9 protein-coding genes are annotated in these 20,516 nt (G+C 33.4%); 1 reads left to right on the forward strand and 8 read right to left on the reverse strand.

What is annotated here, in order from left to right; all coding sequences use genetic code 11:
* The first annotated feature begins 314 nt into the window (after positions 1 to 314).
* Entirely contained in the window at positions 315 to 3,191 is a 2,877-nt protein-coding gene (locus AAFU52_RS07930; protein ID WP_438426046.1) for a T9SS type A sorting domain-containing protein, read from the forward strand.
* A gap of 78 nt (positions 3,192 to 3,269) precedes the next feature.
* On the opposite strand, the gene AAFU52_RS07935 is transcribed toward AAFU52_RS07930, so the two are convergent.
* The 8 genes from AAFU52_RS07935 to AAFU52_RS07970 form a co-directional block, all read right to left on the reverse strand.
* Positions 3,270 to 4,856, reverse strand: coding sequence for a solute:sodium symporter family transporter (locus AAFU52_RS07935; RefSeq protein WP_438426047.1), 1,587 nt, complete (start codon positions 4,854 to 4,856; stop codon positions 3,270 to 3,272).
* Between the two features lie 161 nt (positions 4,857 to 5,017).
* A complete protein-coding gene (locus AAFU52_RS07940) occupies positions 5,018 to 7,057 on the reverse strand; it encodes a hypothetical protein (protein WP_438426048.1) in 2,040 nt (679 codons plus the stop codon).
* A gap of 15 nt (positions 7,058 to 7,072) precedes the next feature.
* Entirely contained in the window at positions 7,073 to 9,178 is a 2,106-nt protein-coding gene (locus AAFU52_RS07945) for a glycoside hydrolase family 97 protein (RefSeq protein WP_438426049.1), read from the reverse strand.
* 97 nt (positions 9,179 to 9,275) lie between these two features.
* Complete coding sequence (bglX, locus tag AAFU52_RS07950) at positions 9,276 to 11,516, reverse strand: beta-glucosidase BglX (protein WP_438426050.1); 2,241 nt, start codon at positions 11,514 to 11,516, stop codon at positions 9,276 to 9,278.
* Between the two features lie 46 nt (positions 11,517 to 11,562).
* The gene (locus AAFU52_RS07955; RefSeq protein ID WP_438426051.1) at positions 11,563 to 12,933 is read right to left on the reverse strand and encodes a glucoamylase family protein; all 1,371 of its coding nucleotides are present in this window, start codon (positions 12,931 to 12,933) and stop codon (positions 11,563 to 11,565) included.
* 59 nt (positions 12,934 to 12,992) lie between these two features.
* The gene (locus tag AAFU52_RS07960) at positions 12,993 to 14,435 is read right to left on the reverse strand and encodes a RagB/SusD family nutrient uptake outer membrane protein (protein WP_084050035.1); all 1,443 of its coding nucleotides are present in this window, start codon (positions 14,433 to 14,435) and stop codon (positions 12,993 to 12,995) included.
* 10 nt (positions 14,436 to 14,445) lie between these two features.
* Positions 14,446 to 17,430 (reverse strand): SusC/RagA family TonB-linked outer membrane protein, encoded by a 2,985-nt coding sequence (locus tag AAFU52_RS07965; RefSeq protein WP_438426052.1) that lies wholly within the window; start codon positions 17,428 to 17,430, stop codon positions 14,446 to 14,448.
* A gap of 195 nt (positions 17,431 to 17,625) precedes the next feature.
* Positions 17,626 to 20,379 (reverse strand): hypothetical protein, encoded by a 2,754-nt coding sequence (locus tag AAFU52_RS07970; protein WP_438426053.1) that lies wholly within the window; start codon positions 20,377 to 20,379, stop codon positions 17,626 to 17,628.
* Between the last annotated feature and the right edge of the window lie 137 nt (positions 20,380 to 20,516).

Here is a 20,516-nt window from a genome sequence, read left to right on the forward strand (position 1 = left end):
TCAATACAGTGACAATAGTTGCGTAAATCTATACATCATATATACATTAATATGTTAAAAAACAGAGGCTTACCTTATAGATGCTTATTTGTAAAGATTTGATTTTCATGATGTTATATTATTTTCGTGTTTTCACTCAAAAAAAGGAGATTCCTATTACAAATACATCATCTAACTTTATGAAAGTATTAAAATAGTAAAGAAACTACCTGCACTTCATCTTTATTAATTCGATACAAAAATTAAACAACGCAAAACAAGTAAGGCCGTTTTTTTTGCTCAAAAATCTAGTATTAACTTAACTATTATTAAGTATGACAAAATTTGTACAATTACTATTATTTGTTCTATTTACAAATGGAATACAGGCACAAAAAGTTTATGAAGATTTTAATTCGAATACTGCTCAACTTCAATGGATTGCTTCTAATGGTATTTACACCTTAGAAAGCAATCCTGAAAATAATCAATCACAAATAGGTGCGTACACAAAATCACCTTCGCATCCATATAGTCTATTCTTTGCATCCATAAATCAAGGAATAAATTTGACTACCTTTAATCAAATCAGAATTAAAATATACAGTAGTTCGCTAAGATCATTTACGATAAAACTAGAAGGAGACAATGGTGCTATAGAGAAAACTACAACGATTACAGAAACCAATAAGTGGATCGAATACGAATTTGATTTTAGTGATGGTAGTTCTATCTCTGGGTTAAACAAGATAATCTTGTTTTTTGATCCTGGTTCTAATCGTGGAGAGAAATTTTACTTTGATGATATTGTTGCTTATACTGCCGCGCAGGCAAACACTCAAATCGTTGATACTTTTGAAATTGGAGGTACAAACTGGAACGGTAATAATGGGGTTTTTAATACCGTTAATAACCCGCAGCCTTTACAGACACTAAATACAAGTGCTACCTGTGGTTTGTTTACAAAAAACAGTGCTGCTTATTCTTTTGTTTCAACCACTATCGGAACTATTGATTATAGTACTCACAATGAATTACAAATCAAAATTCTACAAAATCAAAATTCTGGAAACGATCAATATACCAGATTTACCGTAAAATTAGAAAACTCGGTCACCCAAGAATCTATTGAGAGAAGAGGGTTTATCGGTAATACAAATACATGGACTACATATTCTTTTGATTTTAGTTCAATTCCTCAAAACACTACATACGATAAACTATTCATCTTTTTTGGCCATAACGATACTTCGAATACTAATTCCTTTTACTTTGATGATGTGCTTTTTAGAACAAAACGTACCTATCCTGTAAATACTAATCGTACTATAGATCAATTAACTCAGAATTCTTATGAAGTCTTCAAATTGCTTAGAACCAATAAAGGTGCGTATCGGGATGCTAAGTTGATTTCTAATAATAATGATTATCATCCTGGATCTACCGCATCTACAGGAATGGGATTGATCGCTTTATGTATAGCCAATGAAAAAAACTGGGAGTCTAATGCTCCTGATTTGGTTATAAAAACATTAGAAACAATGACAGGGCATACTTCTGGATTTAATTTGGATACAAATGCCAGTGGTTTTGCTAGGCACTTTTTTGATCTAAATAGTGGACAGAGAGCCTGGAATTCTGAGTATAGCTCTATAGATACCGCTATCCTTATGTCTGGAGCACTATTTGCAAAGGAGTATTTTTTAGACCCTTCTGCACCTAACAGAGCTACTACACAACAAAAAGACCGAATTACAACCCTTGTGAATCAATTATGGAATTCTATAACCTGGGATGAAGCTATAGAAAATGCAAATAATGGTACCATATATAGAGATTTAGATAGTGCAGGAAAAGGTATTCCCGGTACAACTACTTTACCATATAACGAGTATATTATTGTAGCCGATTTGATATACCGATCGGGATCTGCATCGGGTAAAACACTTTGGGACAAATTTTATAAAAACCCATATAATACAGATGGTAACGGACAATATTTACTTCCCAGAGCAACTGCAACCTACACTGCTCCCAATAGCACAGTAATCAACAATGAAACACTTACGGATAGTAGTGGCAATTTCGTTTCTAGTTTTTTAGTTCAATTTTCATATTACCTAATTCATGATTTTGCATCTAGTACTTCTTATGTTAACTATATGAAAAATGCGAAAAATGCTGATAAAAACTGGTGGAAACATGTTTCTGAAGATCAATATTCCAATCCTATTTCCAGAGCATCTTTTGAATGGGGTACAGGAGCTGGTGCTGCCAATGCAATAAACGGTTATCATGCAGATAAAATTTATAATAATGATAACGACAATTGGACTAAGATTGTATCACCACATATTATTGCTGGTTTTTTACCAGTCGATCAAAATAATGAGATTAAAAACGATATTCTTAATTTATATACATCGGGAAAAGGAATCTATACGCTACCTAATACTTCTCAAACTGAAATTTTATGGAGATATAGTAAAGAGGATATTAATTGGAAAGCAGAAACTATTCAAGGTGTAGATTTTTCTACTATGCTTTTTGGTCTATATCATTTAGAAAACCCTGGGTTCTTTAAGAAAAATAATAACTATACTATTACAGGAACGCCTTCTACAAATGATGTAAAACTGCGTATTACTTTTGATAATTATCCAGACGAAACCTCATGGGAAATTAAAAATGCGAACAATCAGACAGTACACTATGGAGGGTCATATGGCTCTCAAGCAAATGGCTCTACTCTTACTATAACTAAAACTCTGGATGCAGATTGTTATACATTAGTAGTTAAGGATACATTTGGTGATGGGATTTGCTGTGGCTATGGTAATGGTTCGTATGAGTTAACCAATAGTGTTTCGGGTGCTGTATTAGCCTCTGGGGGATCATTTACTTCTGAAGATACTATAAATTTCTGTACAGGGAATACCACAATGCATAACTTTAATACAGATGAGAAAACAGATTTAGAAAGTTCTAACATTATTATTCATCCTATTCCTGCAAAAGACTTTATCCTGATTCGAATGAACAATGCCAAGGATTCAAATTATAGCATCATTAACCATATCGGTCAGATCGTAAGAAATGGGAAAGTATCTGAAAACAGAGTAGAATTAAACAATTTACCAGATGGAATGTATTTCCTTTCGGTTATATCAAATGATAAAACACTAACCAAGAAGTTTATTATCAAGCAATAACATAAATTCAATTATAAAAAAGGCCCTGATATCAAATTTGGTATCAGGGCTTTTTTTATATTCCTCTAACTTAGTTAATTAAGAGAAATATATATAAACAGCTATAACAAGCAGACAAATTATCCCTCCTGTTACTTTTACATATTTCCAGGGAGTGATATCCACTTGTTTTGTGTACTCTTGCTTATACTCTTCTTTTCTGGGATAGAATCTACCTATAATTAACATGATTATAATATTTAGCATAAATAATATTGCCATTACATGTAGAAAGTGCGGGTAGTCTTCTGTTCCAATTACAAAGGGTTTTAGTATAAATTGACTAACAATATATAATAAGGATCCTAAAATAATCCCAATTTTTGCTGCAATAGCAGGAACACGCTTGGTTATATATCCTACAACAATAATGGTTAGAATCGGTATACTATAAATTCCATTTGCTTCTTGCAAATATCCAAACAATCCATTTGTTGCATGCGCTAAAAGAGGAGCGATACACATTGATATTAATGCCAAAAATATTCCAAAGGTTTTTCCGGCCTTAACAACTTTTTTTTCGCTTGCTTCTTTATGTATATATTCTTTGTAAATATCTATCCCGAATAACGTGACCGAACTATTTAAAGCACTATTAAATGAGCTTAAAATAGCCCCAAATAATACTGCAGCAAAAAAACCTACCAATGATACGGGTAATACTTTACTTACCAGCATAGGATATGCTTCATCGGGGTTTGCAAGTTCTCCTTTAAACATATGAAATGCTATAATTCCTGGTAAAACGACAATAACAGGTCCTAAAATCTTAATAAAAGACCCCAGCAAAAGACCCTTTTGACCTTCTTTTAAATTTTTTGCTCCTAATGCTCTTTGAATGATCGCTTGATTGGTACCCCAATAAAACAATTGCACCAGCATCATCCCTGTAAAAATAGTTGAAAAAGGTACCGAAGCTTCTGGAGAACCTATAGCATTAAATTTTTCGGGATGAGATTTTAATAATACATCAACTCCTCCTAATAAACTCCCATCTCCTATGGCATATAACCCAAATATAGGAATCATTAAACCACCTATTAACAATCCAACAGCATTTATGGTATCTGATACGGCTACTGCTTTTAAACCCCCAAAAATCGCATAAATTGAGCCTATACCCCCTATCGCCCATACAGTAATCCATAATGCTGTAGTATCTGATACCCCCATAAGCTCAGGAATATCAAACATTGTATTTATAGCTAACGCTCCCGAATACAAAACTGTTGGTAACAAAATAACCGCATATCCCGTTAAAAACAGTCCAGATGCAATTGCTTTGGTCGTTCTATCGTATCTCCTTTGTAAGAATTGGGGTATGGTAGTTATTCCTCCTTTAAGATATCTGGGTAATAAAAATATTGCAGTGATTACCATAGCAACTGCTGCTAGTGTCTCCCATACCATTACCAGGATTCCTTCTTTATACGCAGCTCCATTTAAACCAACAATTTGCTCTGTGGACAGATTAGTTAATAATAGCGATCCAGCTATTACTGATGCTGTTAAACTACGTCCTCCTAAAAAATATCCATCTGATGATTTTTCATTAGTATTTCGAGTTAGCATATATGAAATAAAGCCAACGATAGCGGTAAAAGCTATAAATATAAGTACTCCCATGTTTTTAAGTTTTTGTTTTTGTTCTGCTTTTCGTTATCCCATCATCAAAGTTTGGTAGCATATTAAAAAGGGAGAGGAAAAATCCTCTCCCTTTATTAAATAACTCCAAATTATTCAGTTTAAATGGGATACAACTGAATTAAGAATTTATTCTTCCGGGGCTATGGAGTTACAAATTTTAGATCATCGATATGATAGATATCGGTAGCTGTACCGTCTGATTGTCCTCCATTAAAAAACAAGACTACTCTAGTATTTCCATTACCTGCTGCTGCACTAAAATCAAAAGTGTAGTTTTTCCATTCTCCGGCTACATCAATATTTCCCCATATTTCTACAGCTGTACCACCTTCAAGTTTAGCTAATAAAGGGACTGTTTTACTAGAATGTATTTTAATACTCAATTTTGAATTAACTGATAAATCGATAACACCGCCAAAATCAACAGCCAGATTATCCCATGCATTAGTTCCGTCATCAGTATGTTCTCCAACATTAGAGCTTCTATTTAAACAGCTAACATCTGGGTTTGCGACTAAGGGTACAAATCCAGGGGTGTTTCCTAACTGAAAATTTTGTTGACAATCAAAATCACTTATAATACTAAGATCAGGAGTAACCCCCGTACAATCTTCGACGATTATACTGCAATCCTTAGATGTAAATCTTATATCATCGATATAATAGATATCAGTGGCTGTACCGTCTGATTGTCCTCCATTAAAAAACAAGACTACTCTAGTGTTTCCATTTCCTGCTGCACCGCTGAAATCAAAGGTGTAGTTTTTCCACTCTCCGGCTATATCAATATTCCCCCATATTTCTGCATCTGTACCGCCCTCAAGTTTGGCTAATAAAGGGACTGTTTTACTAGAATGTATTTTGATATTTAATTGTGAGTTAACCGATAAATCGATAACTCCGCCAAAATCAATAGCCACATTATCCCATGCATTGGTTCCATCATCGGTATATTCTCCTACGGATTCACTTGTGTTAATTCCACTTTTATTTGGATTTTCTACTACAGGTACAAATCCAGGACTATTGCCTAATTGAAAATTTTGTTGACATTCAAAATCACTTACAATACTTAAATCTGCAATGGTGCCTGCACAAGGATCTATAAATTCTCTAAATCTAATATCATCTATATAATAAATATCTTCTGCTGTACCATCTGTCATACCTGCATTAAAAAACAACAGTACATTTGTGTTTCCTGCTCCAACAGCCGTTCTAAAATCAAAAGTATATTCTACCCATTGATCTATCGTACTTATTGTTTTTGTTATTTCAATAGGCGTACCTCCATCAAGTTTTACAGTTAATGGGCCTGTCTTCTTGGCAAGAACCTTTATACTCAATTGTGAATTGACAGATAAATCTATTGGTGATTCTAAGTCGATAAACAAATTATCAAAAGGCTCGGTACCATTATCTTTATATTCTCCTACAAATTGGCTTGTGTTGATTCCACTTTTATTTGGATTCGCTATAACGGGAGCTGTAGTATCCATAGTAGGGTCTCCAAGGAATACATTTTGTTGACAGTCAAAGTCACTTAATATGCTTGAATCCTTTTGGACATTTTCACACGGATCAGGAATAATAATTGACACATCAAAAAAGAGATCATCTAAAAAATATACTTCTTTTGTTCCATCATTTTCTATACCCTGATTAAAGAATATTAGAATTTTTGTATGATTTTGATCAGTTTGATCAGTTTGATCACTAAAATCAAACTCATACTCTATCCATTTATTATTACCATCAAGAGAAACTGTTATTTCTACAGGGGTTGAAGAACCTCCTTCTAATCTAACTTTTGCTGTTGCCGAAATATCAGTTTTAATTTTAATTTTAAACAGTGCATGAGTAGATAAATCTATTGGTTTGCCAAAATCTATAACCAAAGCATCCTGGGTCCCAGTACCATCAGTATACTTCCCAATAAACTTACTTTTATTGATACCTATCTCATTTGGGTTTCTAATCGCCTCTACATTAGATAAAGTTTGGTTCGATTGACATTCAAAATCTGTAACGATATTAAGGTTTGCAACAACATTATCATCTTCGCATTGAGCATACTTTATGGTTTGTAGCTCCTCTAGATCATCTTCACATGATAAATTCAACACTAACACCATAAAAAGGATGCAATGTATACTCGAAAAAAACTTTACTATTTTCATGATAAAAAATTTACATTAATAATTGGCTACTTCTTTTATATGTATTGCCATGCCTCCTCCAGAAGCTAGTGACACATTTAATAAAGTAGTATGATTTACTTTTATTATTTTATTTTTAAAAGCTGTCGGATTGTTTAGATAATGCGCTTTATCTCCATCCAGATACAATTCTGCTATATATTTTTTGTTGTGATCCAAATACTCAAAAGAAAGTTCTAAATCTCTACTTTCTTGATTGGTAATACTACCAATAAACCAGCTTGATGAGTTTTTATCCTTTCTTGCTATGGTAAGGTATTCCCCAATCTTTCCATTAACTACTATTGTTTTATCCCAATCTACTGGTACATCTTTTATAAACTGAAATGCTCTTAGATTATCCTCATAATTTTCTGGTAAATCGGCTACCATTTGCAATGGACTATACAAAATGATATATAGTGCCAATTGTTTGGCTAGCGTAGTCCTTACGTATTGATCGGTACGATACTCATCAAATTTTATATCAAAAATACCTGGTGTATAATCAATAGGACCTGCTAATCCTCGCGTAAAAGGAATAATAAGTGTATGTTCGGGAGAATTACCGCCTCCCCACGCGTTAAATTCCATTCCTCTAACTCCCTCTCGGGTCATCATATTGGGATACGTTCTTCGTATTCCTGTAGGTTTTATCGGTTCATGAACATCTAATGTTATTTGATATTTTGCTGCTGTTTCTACAACTTTTCGGTAGTGATTCACCATATATTGACCGTGATGAAATTCTTTATTATCAATAAGATGATTTGCATACCCTGTCTTTACCGTATTAATTCCCAATGTGCTATAAAATGCAAATGCACTATCTAATCTTTTTTCATACGTAATAACATCACCCGAAGTTTCATGATGCCCTATAATCGTAACTCCTTTTTCTTTAGCATATGCTACTACTTCTTTTATATCAAAATCAGGGCTTGGAGTTACATAATCAAAAAAATCTGTAGCACCCTTTACTCCCCAATATTCCCATCCTGTATTCCAACCCTCTATCAATACTCCTTTGATCCCATGTTTTGCATTAAAATCTATATACTTTTTTGCATTTATAGTCGTTGCTCCGTGAGATGTGCTATTGCCAGACCAGCCTCCTTCATTTTTGTTTGCCCAGGAGCTTTTTCCCAAATGCATTTCCCACCAAATACCCGAGTATTTCATTGGCTCAATCCATGAAATATCTTTTATTTCTGAAGGTTCATTTAGATTAAGAATAAGAGTATTGGTTAACAATTCTTTTGAATTTTCTGCTATTTGGATCGTTCTCCATGGTGTAACAAAAGGGGTTTTTATACGCACTTTATCTCCGTTACTCCAGGGCACTAATTCTGATTGCAATACATGATCTTCTTTTATAGCTAATGTCATATCAGAATAATCAGTAAGATTAGCTTCGCTAAAGCATAAGTAAATACTGTTCTTTGTTTTAACTGTTAACGGTGTGTTTACAGCATGTATATTTGGTATTCTATTTTTCTTTGTATTGTCATAACCTTCATTCTCTTTAGCATCTATTTTACTTAAAATTGTGTGGCTATAGATATGTTCATAACTATCATAATCAGCAGGAATCCACCATGCATCAGCGTCATCTGTAAGTTTAAATTGAGTTTCTTCTCTGGTAATCACCAGCTCATCCAGGTGCTCTTGTTTTGGAAACTGATATCGAAAACCAAGACCATCATCATAGATTCTAAAAACAATTTTAAAATTACGTTTAAGATTCGAAGTTTCTTTCAGTGTAATTATTGCTTCATTATACTTGTTTTCAATACTTTTTTGTTGACCCCAAACCGGTTTCCAGTTTGTATGTACTGTATCGGTTACTATAGATATAATTTCCAGATCTTCTTTTATTGCAGGGTTATTTTTAAACTGAAACCCAACAAACGAGGTATCTATAATAGTTTCGGTTTTATGATGAACCATATACCAAGGCTCTCCATTAGAGTTCACACTAAAATGCATAGAGATTTTAGCGTTTGGCGACTTTAATTCTATTACAGATTCTTTTCTTTTATCGCAAGACGACAAAAGAAGTATCATGATAAGTATAAGAATATATTTTACGCTTGTTAACATTATAAGTTATAGTTTAAATTGTAACCTATTTTTTTTAAAACCGATAAAAGAACACTAACATCCTTTTTTACTTGATGTTAGTGTTCATAAACTAAAGTTAGTGATCAGAAAATGAGAACTGATGTGTGAATTTTTGATCTGAACTACCTCCTACAAAAAGGTCGTAATCTCCTTTTTCGTTCACAAAATTTATAGTACTGTCATAAAACTTTAAATCATTAGCAGTTAGGATAAATTCTATTGTTTTTGTTTCTCCTTTTTTTAGGAATACTTTTTTAAATCCTTTTAGCTCTTTAACTGGTCTGGTAATACTTCCAAATCTATCTTTGATATATAATTGAGCAATTTCTTCTCCATCATAATCCCCTGTATTTGTAATACTGGCTGTAATCGTGATTTTAGAGTCTGGTGTAAGTACATCAGAATCTAAAGTCACATCACTATATTGAAAGGTTGTATAACTTAACCCATATCCAAATGGAAACAATGGTGAATTATCGACATCTAAGTATCTGGAAACAAATTTTGGATTTGCTCCTTCGAGATCGACAGGTCTTCCTGTATTTTTCATATTATAAAAAACAGGTATTTGTCCAATATTTCTCGGAAACGTAACAGTTAGTTTCCCCGAAGGGTTATAATCACCAAACAATACATCTGCAATCGCATGACCGCCACTTGTACCCGGGAACCACGCTTCTACAATGGCATCTACAGTTTCATTCTCCCATGATAAATCCAGAGGCCTCCCATTTAATAAGACCAGTACTATTGGTTTTCCTGTTTTTTTTATTTCGGCAATTAATTCTTGTTGATGACCAGGGAGTTTAATACTTGTTCTACTAGCTGCCTCACCACTCATATTTTCTAGTTCTCCCATAACCATAACTACCACATCAGCATTCTGTGCAGTCTTTACTGCTTCTGCAAAATTTGATGTATCTCCTTCTACAATCTCACAACCTTTGGTATATGTAAACGTGCTTTCTCTTGCTTCAAGACCTTCTTTTACGCTTACTGCAATCCCTTCTCTATTACCATGCGCAGCCCAATTACCAATGATATGAAACTCATCACTTGCCAATGGACCAATAAGAGCAATCTTTTTTACCTTATTTAAGGGTAGTACCTCATCTTTATTTTTTAATAAAACGATAGATTTCCTGGCAGCATCTCTAGCTGCTTCTAGGTGATCATCATTAAGAATCACTTTGGCTTCCTTATCTTCATTACAATATTTATATGGGTCGTCAAAGAGGCCTAGTTTATATTTTAGTTTTAGAATATCTTTTACAGCTTTGTTCAATCTATTTTCTTCTATTTTACCTTCTTTTATAGATTGCTGCATATAATTTTTATATACTCCTCCCTGCATATCCATATCTACTCCGGCATTCATTGCTAATTCTCCTGCATGTTTTAAGTCTTCTGCATAGCCATGAGGGATCATTTCATTTATAGATGTGTAATCGGTTACTACAAAACCATTAAATCCCCATTCTTTTCGCAAAACCTGATCGAGTAAAAAGGTATTCCCTGTTGCTGGTATCCCATTAAGTTCGTTAAATGAAGTCATAAAAGTAGCTACCCCAGCATCTACCGCTGCTTTAAAAGGTGGTAAATACACATTTCTTAGTGTATTCATAGACATATCAACAGTATGGTAATCTCTACCGGCTTGTGCTGCGCCATATGCAGCATAATGCTTGGCGCAAGCCAAAATGGTATTCTTACTAGAAAGATCATTTCCCTGAAACCCTTTAACTCTTGCTTTGGCAATTAAACTCCCCAAATAAGTATCTTCTCCGGCACCTTCTGAGATTCTACCCCATCTTGGATCTCTGGCAATATCTACCATAGGAGCAAAGGTCCAATGTAATCCTTCTACAGAAGCTTCTATAGCAGCAATGCGGGCACTTTTTTCCATGAGTTCTAAATCCCAACTGGAAGCTTCTCCCATAGGGATAGGGAAAATAGTTTTATATCCATGAATTACATCATACCCAAAGAGTAATGGAATTCCTAAACGTGTTTTTTCTACTGCTATTTTTTGAAGCTTTCTTGTATAAGCAGAACCAGTAGCATTAAAAATAGCTCCTACTTGTCCTTTTTTAAGATATTCTACATAATTTTTATCCAGTACAGGTCCTGTAATATCTGCTCCACTAGAGTATAAGACGGTTTGCCCTATTTTTTCTTCTAATGTCATTAAAGCCATTAAAGAGTCTATTTTATGTTCTATTTGGGTATCCTGATTTGATAAATCAGATGATTTTGTTTTGTTTTTACAACTAAAACAGAATACTCCAAGTGATATGATCAATATTATTTTTTTCATCAAAAAAATGATTCTTATATTTATAATTGTTTGATTGAATTCTTTTCTAGAATCCTAATTTTGATAGCCCATCTTTTATTTCCTGATCCTTCATAAAAAGTGACCATAGAAGTTGTGTTCTATAATTTTCTATCATTGCTACAATAGGTCCTTGATCAATCGCCAAATACCCATCAGAATACCAATCTTGTTGTTCTGAGTAGGCATCATAGAAACCATACTCGCCCCATAACTTGTCGTTTAGTTTATAATAGAAATATTCTAATGCTTTTTTTGACTCTTCTGGAGTATAAGGAAAAGAGGAAAGTGCTGCCGTTGGAGTGATAACGCCATTATCTTCTGTTGGACTGTGTACACCATATCCACCAGGTTGATCACTTGCAGTAAGTCCCCAACTATTTTCTCCATACCCTTTAAAACCTTTTGGGTTTTCGATACAGTATTCATAATTGACAAGTGCATGTGCTTTATTCTGATCAAAATAATTCGCATATTGATCTTCTAATCCTCTTGGGTCTAAACCAATAAAGGAATACTGTGAGAAAAATAAGGGTCCTCCAAAATCCGGACCTAGAGGTAATACTGTACCAAAAAATGATTTTCCATTTTTCATTCCTCCATTAGAGGCCCATCCATTATCATATGTTTCTTTGTCTATAGAATGAGTAGGGGATGACGCTCCTAATACATAGATGATAAGTGCTTCATTCCATCCTCGTATCTTTAGGTTTATATCAAAATTATGGTTGGGTGACCAATGCCATGTAAGTAACTTTTCTCCCCGAGTATACCAATCCCATTCTACAGCTTCCCATAGTGCCGTTATTCTATCTCTAATATCCTTTTCCTCTGTAGTATTGGCAGAAAAATATTGTCTGTTTATTAATAATCCTTGTATTAAAAATGCGGTTTCAACAAGATCTCCACCATCATCCTGTGCGCTGAAAGGTCTTGTTTTGGCTGTATCGCCATAGTACCAATGCGAAAAAGCGCCGTGATAAGAATCTGCTCCCTCCAGGAAAGTCAATATTTTTTGTATCCGTTCTATGGCTTCTGATTTGGTTATCCACCCTCTTTCGACTGCGGCAGGAAAACATGCTATTCCAAACCCAGATCCTCCTGTGGTTACTACTCTTTTAGATTGCCCTTCGAATGCGTCTTCTTGTGAACGCTCTCTTGCCAAACCGCTATTGGGCTCGGCAAAATCCCAGAAATAATTAAAGGTGCGTTGCTGAACCAAATCCAATAATTCTTCAAAAGGAATTTCTGGTATTGGATTTTCTTCTTCGAATATCGCTACCACATCAGGTGGTGGCGGTGTAACATCGTCTGTATTACAGCTATTAAAAAATAGTATCGAAGAACAGATAAATGAGAGTAAAAACATTTTTTCTTTAATTATTATTAATGATTTCATAGGATTATATTTTTATTTCTGAAGTCAGAAAATTTCTTCTAATTGAGTTTAGGGATATTTTAATATCCAGGATTTTGGATAAGAAGCCCTCCACTTTTTTGGATTTGATCATTAGGTATAGGAAACACTTCGTGTTTTCCATCAACAAAGGACTTACCATGTGCTCTAAGAATAGTACCTGCTCTTCCTTGTCGTACCAAATCAAAATACCGATCATGCTCAAAAGCAAGTTCATGCCTTCTCTCGTTCCAAACGGCCATTTGATTTACACTAATAGCATCACTTAGACCTGCTCTATTTCTAACTTGGTTTAATGGGATTGCGGCATCTCCTCCAACTTGTAAAGCTGCTTCGGCATTGATCAATAGTATTTCTGCAAAACGTAGTACTCGTATATTTTTACCGGTTTCCCAGGCATCTGATAATGCACTGGAGTATGCTTTCTGATTATACATTGGGTTTACTACCGTATTTGCGACTAGTCTACCATCAAATAAAGTTTCACCTCTAAATATTATAGTACCATCTCTTCTTGTATCTCCTGCTTCGTATGAATCGGCAAGATCTTGAGTAGGAGTATTAAATCCCCAGCCCCAACCACCTTCGCCTCTGGCTCCTTGACTTACACTATATCCTTGTACTCCTGCAGTAGGTGTTTCTCCACGAGCTTGTATTTCAAAAATAGATTCGGTGTTATTTTCTCCAATCTCTTTCCAGATATCTTCATAGTTGGCAGTAAGGCCATATTCTCCAGATCCTATAATTTCATTAGTAAGCTCATATGCTTTTGTCCATTTATTTTGATACATACTCACTTTGGCCAGCAATGCTTTTGCTGCTCCATTGGTTGCTCTACCCAAATCAGAACTGTCATATTCACTCTTTTTGGGTAATGCCAGTATAGCCTCTTGTAAATCTGTTTCGATAAAAGCATAGATTTCTTCTTTTGTAGCTCTTTTTAGAAGTTCATTTGGATTTGAATTAAGATCTGGAACATCTCCAATTAAGGGTACACCTCCAAACATTTTAACCAATCTAAAATATAGTAATGCTCTTAAGAATTTTGTTTCTCCAATAAGTCTACTTTTTAACGTATCGTCTAATTCATTAAAAGATTCTAACCTACTTAATGCTTGGTTTGCTCTTTGTATACCGTCATAGTGGGCTTCCCATATTTCATTAAATGATATTGAGGTAGCATCAAAAGTAAGCGCATCTAATAGATGTTTATCTGTTCCTGTATCTCCCGGATCACTACCTTTATCTGCATCATCCGAAGTAATACTAGAAATCCCGTTCCATGAAAATGAATTCATTGGCCATTGTAAAAAACTATTATAAACGGCATTTACAAGCTCTGAAGCATTCTCTACAGTTATGGCTCCTTCTGTTTCCTGATTTGACTCTACTTCGAGAAAATCTTCACTGCATCCTAGTAGTAGGATGAGCATAAAAAACAAAGAAAGATGATATCGCATTGCGCTTTTTATTGAATTTTTCATATTAATTTTTTTAAAAAGAAGTGTTTATACCAAAATAAAATGACCTGAGTGTGGGATATGCATTTAGCTCAATCCCGGCTGTCCCCAGAGGGTCTCCCGGAAGTTCTGGCGTATACCCCGAAAATCTCTTGAAAATAAAAGGGTTTTTTGCCGATGCATAGATTCTAACTTTAGAGAAAATACTTATAACATCTTTTGGCAAAGAATACCCTAATGTGATATTATTAATTCTAAAAAAATCTCCCGATTCTAAATAATAATTAGAAGACAGTGGTACATCATTTGAAGCAATTGGAGTAGTATTACTCGGTCTACCAGAAGTCCATCTATTGTTAAATACAGATTCTTCTATATTTTCATTTCCGAACCGTTGTGCTTTTTTCCCGTTATAGACTTTGTTACCTAAATTACCAAAAGTATCTACAGAAAAGTCAAAGTTTTTATATTCAACTCCTAGATTAAGTCCAAAGAAATATTTTGGAATATAAGATCCAAAGAATTTTCTGTCTCCTTCGTCGGTAATACCATTATTATTTACATCTTCATATACTAATTCTCCTCTGTCATCAATACCAATTGCATTATATAAGAAGAAACTTCCTAAAGGCTGTCCTACGGCTACTTTTTTGGTATACTGCCCATTATCAATATTTCCTCCTTGTTGTTCATTAAAAAACGGGCTGGTTACTTTGGTAAGTTCATTCTCATTAAAGGAGAAACTTCCTCCCAAATTATACTTTACCGCTCCTATAGTATCTGCCCAGTTTAATGTTACTTCTGCTCCTTTATTTACAATTTCTCCTACATGAGAATTAAAAGGATCAAAACCAAAAACATCTGGAAGTTGTACTTCTAAAGTAGCATTGGTATTGGTTCTTTGATAGTAATCTAACTCTCCACTTAATTTATGATTTAAAAGAGCAAATTCTAATCCTACGTCAAATTCATTTGTTCTCTCCCAGGTCAGATCTTCATTGATGGTACCTGTAACTGTGATCCCTTGCTGTAGCTCCTGATTAGGTCCGAAAGGGAAAAACCCGCCACTACCTGTTGTTGCTGTTACTACATTAAAAGGTACATTTTGATTACCCAACTCCCCATAACTTGCTCTAAGTTTTAGTTTATCAAACCATCCATCTTGCATAAAATCTTCTTTGGTCAATACCCAACCTACACTTACTGCATAAAAATTACCAAATCTTTTTCCGGGTTGAAATTTACTTGAGCCATCTCTTCTAAAAGAAGCATTAAATAGATATTTACTATCATAATCATAATTTACTCTGGCTATATATGAGTACAGTTTATCTGACACACTAAATGATCCAGATGAAAGTTGAGTGTCATCTTCGTCACCAGTATTTAGGTTAAATCTAAGGTTAGAATCCAGGGGGACATTATTTCGTACTCCTGTTAAAAACTCTCCACCACTTTCTTCAGAGGTAATACCTAATGTCGTTTTAATTGTATGAGATTCACCAAATGTTTTATTGAAGGTGAAATAATTATCTAAAAACCACCTATAGTTATTGGTATGTGTAACAGTCAACCTGGTTTTTGCGGGGTTTTCTATCCCTCCCTCAAAATTACTTTCAAGATTTGCAGGATTGTTTGCTAAAAAAGAGCCTAATCTATCTTCAAAATTATAAAACCTCCCATATTCTGTTTCTACAGAAAAACGAGATGTAAACGTTAATGGTTCTATTATTTTATAGTCTAATTTAAATGCTCCTTGTAGTTTAAAGAATTTTTGCTTTTCGTCTTGAAAAAATAAATCTTTTACCGGGTTGGATACATTATTAAATGCTGATGATGATCCAAACCGTCCTTCTTCATCTCTTATAGGTACAATAGGGGATTGCTTATATGCATTTGTAAATGCATTAAATCCTTTTGGAGTTATATTAGCTAATTGTGCATTTACATTGTGAGAAAAATTAAATTTTTCGCTGATCTTATAGTCAACATTACTACGTAATGTAAGTCTATCAAAATTGTTACCTATTAATATCCCTTCTTCTTTATTAAAGCCTGCACTAAAAAAAGAATGGATTTTTTCTGACCCTCCTGATATCGATAGGTTGTAGTTAGATATACGACCTGTTCTTGTTATTGCATCTAGCCAATTTGTATTATATTTTTGATTGGAGAAGAAAAAACCACTGGTATCATTATCATTATTTGGATCATCATCGTTTCTCAAATCTCTCAGGGCTGCCTCGTTATTATAAGTCACAAAAGACCCAGCATCTGCCAGTTTAACTCTACTTAATATATCTCGATACCCAGTATAGGAGTCAAAAGAAATTTCCATCTTTCCAGTTTTTCCCCTTTTAGTAGTAATTATAATAACTCCATTAGCTCCTCTGTTTCCATAAATAGCTAGGGATGCAGCATCTTTTAAGATATTCATAGTAAGAATATCTAGTGTATTGATGTTATTAATATTGTTGGTCAATACACCATCAACTACATATAATGGCTCTCTACCACCTTGAATAGTTCCTAATCCTCTAATAATAACTGTTGAAGCTTGCCCAGGTGCGTCTGAAGCAATTACTTGCACACCTGCAGCTTTTCCTTGTAGTGCCTGAGAAGCGTTAATAATTGGTTCTCTGGATAATTCGCCTCCCTTAACAGTAGTTACTGCACTTGTAAGAATAGATTTTCTTTGTGTTCCATATCCTACAACCACCACCTGCTCTAGTTCTGAAGCGTTAGACTCCATATATATAGTATAGTCAATACTTTTTGTTATTACGATTTCTTTGGTTTTGAAACCTAAATAACTTACCACAAGAGTATCTCCTATTTGAGTATTTATTGTGAATCTTCCATCAAAATCTGTTAATGCCCCTTTGGATGTTCCTTTTACTAAAACATTACATCCTGGTAGTGGCATATTGTTATCAGAATATATTGTTCCGGTAATAGTTTGCTGTGCCATTACACTATTATAGATCAACAGTAAGCAAATGAGAATTTGATTTTTCATCTAAAAATTAATTATTTGTTAACACTAGGTTAAAATTACTTATTGCCGTTGTAAAAATTTTTGTAGTATCAATAAATTCTTACATCACTAAACATAAACACCTCTTTTTCATTTATTTACAAAATAAAATACATCAATATTTTAACATATTGATGTATTTAAGATGTAATTATTTTTAGAAAACAAATGAGGTATTTAGAGTTTCATTAAGAAACTTGATAGGCTATCTTTAGCATTAAGCTCTAGTTTTTTTCTTAATCGATAGCGTTGTAACTCTACACCTCTTACACTTATCCCTAATAATGGAGCTATATCTTTAGTAATTAATCCTATTTTAATATAGGCACAAAGTTTAAGATCTTTGGTGGTTAGTTTTGGGAATTTTGATATTAATGATTTGAAGAAATCCTCATGTAATTCATTGAAATTAGATTCAAAAATTTTCCAATTATCATTACTATTAATATGCTTTTTAGACGTGTCTAGTAGTCGTTTAGTTCTATACTCATTTGTAGAAAACCTTTTTAACCTATTAAGTTCATTTCTTAGCTCTATAATCATTTCATTTTTGTTCGTGACTGATAAAGTAGAATTGGTAAGCTCTCGTTTTTTATTTCTTATTTCTTTTTCGAGGTTTCTCTTTTCAATTTCATTTATTTTCTTTTGCGTCTCTCGCATGTAATCTTCTTGAAGTGCCAATTGTTGTTTTCTTATCTTTATTTTATTGATTTTATAAATCATAAATAGTAATCCCATTGCCAGAAGTGAGTACAAAAATTTCATAACATTAGACAAGTACCAAGGAGGTAGTACCTTTAAATCTATCTGTTTTATTGAATTTTCTCCCTTTTGATTATTATTTTCTAATGCTAATGTATAATTTCCATAAGGAAGATTTTGTAGGACCAACTTCCCTTCTTTAACAAAGTCCTTTTGATCTACTTCTCCTGATAACGTATAACTAAAATCATTTCCATAAGATTTTGGCATGTATATTTCAAATGCTAAATATTTAGCATCTTCAAACGGTATATGAATAAGTGTATCATATATTGAGAATTGTTTTTTTCTAGAATATATTTTATCTATTACCGGAGTTTGTGAACTCTTTTTATCATTTCGTAACGCATTTATATTATACATTGCAAAACCATCATTAAGATTGATCATCCTTAAGGAATCATTTTTGAATATAATCTTTTCATATTTTGCAACAAGACGTTGCTTAATGCCGGCAACATTAATTTTATAGATTTCCTTATAGTTACCATCTGTAAGGGTTAATGTATTTTCACTTTTTCTATCTATAAACCAAGCTTCATTTTTTTCTTTATGAATAAGTACCTTGTCATCAAAATCTTTAAACTTCTCAAAACTACCAATACTGTCTTTTTGTTGAAAATACTGAAACCATTTTCCTGAATTATAAAATACTATATCAGAATCAATCTTAAAGATATTGGTCTGATATTGTTTGAAATTCTTATTCTCCCCATAAGGAGTAACTTTTATTGCTTTGGTATAATCTTCATTCAGTTCTATTCTAAAAACTCCTTTATACGAATGTGTAACCCAAATCACTTTATCAGATTCAAAAACAATAGTATTCATCAAAAAAGAAAGATTTTCAATTACATGAGAATACCAATCGTTTCCATCCTTTCTTAAGAGATTAATTCCGTAATACGTTCCTTGTAAATACAAATTTGGTTCCCCTGGTACTTTTACAGTACAATAGACTCCTCCTGATGTTAGTTTTCGGGATAATTTATTATCCTCGATCAAAAAGCTACCATCATTGTGTCCTGCAATAATTTGGTTTTCTATACTACTTAAGTCCCACACCTGTCCTTCTGACCCTTCGATAAATTGTAGTTTTTTATCATTAGAATAGGTATAAATCCCGGTATTACTTGCCAGGTAATATTTTTCATTTAAAAAGGCAACATCATATACTGTTCCTATGGTTCCTGTAAAATCTTTATAATACAAAAAAGGTGTTTTGAAATCAATCCTGCCAAGTCCATTATCCAAAGCTGCCCAAAGATTCCCTTCATGAACTTTTAGCCCCAAAACTGTATTGTTTTGCAAACCCGATTCCTTATTAATATATTGAAATGTTTTTGTGTTTAGATTATAAATTATAATCCCATTCTTAATTGTTCCTAAAGCCAGATGATCTTCATCTAAAAAAACAGCTTTGTTAAGTACGTGAGTATTTAAAAATAAATTGACTTCTTCAGGTAGTGGTAACAACCTATTAGCATCGTAAATAAATCCTCCTTCATTCAAATCAAAAAAGAATAATTTATCTGAAATTACTGCAAGATTATTTACTGAGCTAATAGTATATGAATTCTCAGAAAAATCAAAAGATATTAACTCCTTTTCTTTTAATTCCTGAATTCCTTTATTTCTATTAGCAACTATTAATCTGCCTTCGTAGATAGCAATATCATACACGCCCAAACTATCTTCTACATATTGAATTTGGTTGCCATCATAGATATAAACTCCTCCTGCAAAGGATTCAAAAATAATACGATCTTTATACTCAATTATCTTCCAAAATTGTTCGTTCTTAAATTGGTGATTGACATCAAAAGAAGGAACTAATGAGGTATACTTATAATTCCCGAAAATATCTTTTTCCCAAAATCCAAATTCTTCATAAGAACCCGTATAAATCCTATTTCTTACACATAAAACTGACCTAACAATCGTTTTGTTTGGTAATTCAAATAATTGCCAGGATTGCCCATTATATCGTAGTAAACCTTTATTGTTAGCTACATAAACAACTCCATTAGAATCAATATCAATGCCCCAATTTTGATTATCGGCTTTATAATCGGCTATAGTATAGTTCTCTATTTCGGGGTGAAATGTCTGACCAAACGAAATACTATATACTACAATAAAAAAGGTATGGAGTAATAATTTTTTCATATGAATTGTCAACATTAATTAGCTAACATATGAATTGATTTTCAATAATTAACAATTATTTTGTAAGAATTAAAACATAGAAAACCTGGGGCCTTAGTCGTTTCTAACTACTACCCCAGGCAACTACTCCCCCGAAC

The organism is Aquimarina macrocephali (genome assembly GCF_051627225.1).
GTDB classification, from domain to species: Bacteria; Bacteroidota; Bacteroidia; order Flavobacteriales; family Flavobacteriaceae; genus Aquimarina; species Aquimarina macrocephali.

What these genes read in the sequence shown, in the direction of transcription:
- AAFU52_RS07945 (WP_438426049.1), bottom strand. Translation starts at nt 9,178, where the DNA reads ATGTTAACAAGCGTAAAATATATTCTTATACTTATCATGATACTTCTT.
- AAFU52_RS07940 (WP_438426048.1), bottom strand. Translation starts at nt 7,057, where the DNA reads ATGAAAATAGTAAAGTTTTTTTCGAGTATACATTGCATCCTTTTTATG.
- AAFU52_RS07930 (WP_438426046.1), top strand. Translation starts at nt 315, where the DNA reads ATGACAAAATTTGTACAATTACTATTATTTGTTCTATTTACAAATGGA.
- AAFU52_RS07955 (WP_438426051.1), bottom strand. Translation starts at nt 12,933, where the DNA reads ATGAAATCATTAATAATAATTAAAGAAAAAATGTTTTTACTCTCATTT.
- AAFU52_RS07970 (WP_438426053.1), bottom strand. Translation starts at nt 20,379, where the DNA reads ATGAAAAAATTATTACTCCATACCTTTTTTATTGTAGTATATAGTATT.
- bglX (WP_438426050.1), bottom strand. Translation starts at nt 11,516, where the DNA reads ATGAAAAAAATAATATTGATCATATCACTTGGAGTATTCTGTTTTAGT.
- AAFU52_RS07960 (WP_084050035.1), bottom strand. Translation starts at nt 14,435, where the DNA reads ATGAAAAATTCAATAAAAAGCGCAATGCGATATCATCTTTCTTTGTTT.
- AAFU52_RS07965 (WP_438426052.1), bottom strand. Translation starts at nt 17,430, where the DNA reads ATGAAAAATCAAATTCTCATTTGCTTACTGTTGATCTATAATAGTGTA.
- AAFU52_RS07935 (WP_438426047.1), bottom strand. Translation starts at nt 4,856, where the DNA reads ATGGGAGTACTTATATTTATAGCTTTTACCGCTATCGTTGGCTTTATT.